This window comes from Fructilactobacillus florum DSM 22689 = JCM 16035 (assembly GCF_001436645.1).
GTDB lineage: Bacteria > Bacillota > Bacilli > Lactobacillales > Lactobacillaceae > Fructilactobacillus > Fructilactobacillus florum.
In genome coordinates this window covers 1-1,776 of record NZ_AYZI01000021.1, presented here as the reverse complement: position 1 = coordinate 1,776, position 1,776 = coordinate 1, and the positions used below count along the sequence as shown (strand labels likewise).

The following is a 1,776-nucleotide window of genomic DNA, read 5'->3' as shown; positions in this document are numbered from 1 at the left end:
TTGAGAGTAGTCCTCTCAAAACTAAACAAGACTTTGATTCGTGTAAGGTTCCGTATTATTCCTTAGAAAGGAGGTGATCCAGCCGCAGGTTCTCCTACGGCTACCTTGTTACGACTTCACCCTAATCATCTGTCCCACCTTAGGCGGCGGACTCCCGAAGGTTATCCAACCGACTTTGGGTGTTACAAACTCTCATGGTGTGACGGGCGGTGTGTACAAGACCCGGGAACGTATTCACCGTGGCATGCTGATCCACGATTACTAGCGATTCCAACTTCATGCAGGCGAGTTGCAGCCTGCAATCCGAACTGAGAACGGCTTTAAGAGATTAGCTTGACCTCGCGGTTTCGCAACTCGTTGTACCGTCCATTGTAGCACGTGTGTAGCCCAGGTCATAAGGGGCATGATGATTTGACGTCGTCCCCACCTTCCTCCGGTTTATCACCGGCAGTCTCTTTAGAGTGCCCAACTAAATGCTGGCAACTAAAAACAAGGGTTGCGCTCGTTGCGGGACTTAACCCAACATCTCACGACACGAGCTGACGACAACCATGCACCACCTGTCATTCTGCCCCCGAAGGGGACACCTAATCTCTTAGGCTAACAGAAGATGTCAAGACCTGGTAAGGTTCTTCGCGTAGCATCGAATTAAACCACATGCTCCACCGCTTGTGCGGGTCCCCGTCAATTCCTTTGAGTTTCAACCTTGCGGTCGTACTCCCCAGGCGGAATGCTTAATGCGTTAGCTCCGGCACTGAGAGGCGGAAACCTCCCAACACCTAGCATTCATCGTTTACGGCATGGACTACCAGGGTATCTAATCCTGTTTGCTACCCATGCTTTCGAGCCTCAGCGTCAGATGCAGACCAGATAGCCGCCTTCGCCACTGGTGTTCCTTCATATATCTACGCATTTCACCGCTACACATGAAGTTCCACTATCCTTTCCTGCCCTCAAGTTCCCCAGTTTCCGATGCACTTCTTCGGTTAAGCCGAAGGCTTTCACATCAGACTTAGAAAACCGCCTGCGCTCGCTTTACGCCCAATAAATCCGGACAACGTTTGCCACCTACGTATTACCGCGGCTGCTGGCACGTAGTTAGCCGTGACTTTCTGGTTAGATACCGTCACACCGTAAGCAGTTACTCTTACGATCGTTCTTCTCTAACAACAGAGTTTTACGAGCCGAAACCCTTCTTCACTCACGCGGCGTTGCTCCATCAGACTTTCGTCCATTGTGGAAGATTCCCTACTGCTGCCTCCCGTAGGAGTATGGGCCGTGTCTCAGTCCCATTGTGGCAGATTACCCTCTCAGGTCTGCTACGTATCATCGCCTTGGTGAGCTATTATCTCGCCAACTAGCTAATACGCCGCGGGTCCATCCAGCAGCGATAGCGTACACCATCTTTTAGCTGAAAACCAGGCGGTTTTCAGGTTTATACGGTATTAGCATCTGTTTCCAGGTGTTATCCCCTTCTGCTGGGCAGGTTACCCACGTGTTACTCACCAGTTCGCCACTCGGCTGGATCCAATTGTTCGTCAGTGCAAGCACCGACTAGCAACTGGGCAGCCTCGTTCGACTTGCATGTATTAGGCACGCCGCCAACGTTCGTCCTGAGCCAGGATCAAACTCTCATTTTAAATGAGCGCTTTACTAGCTCGTTTACTGTTACTTGATTGCGAATTGACATCGCACATGTTTCAACTTGAAATCTGAAATCTCAAGCTGCCTTACACTTGTTGTAATCAAAATCTTGTTCAGTTTTCAAAGAACTAC

1 rRNA gene is annotated in these 1,776 nt (G+C 50.2%); it reads right to left on the bottom strand.

Features of this window, described 5'->3' with window-relative positions:
• Positions 1-66: 66 nt before the first annotated feature.
• A 16S ribosomal RNA gene (locus FC87_RS06565) occupies positions 67-1,640 on the bottom strand.
• Positions 1,641-1,776: the final 136 nt, after the last annotated feature.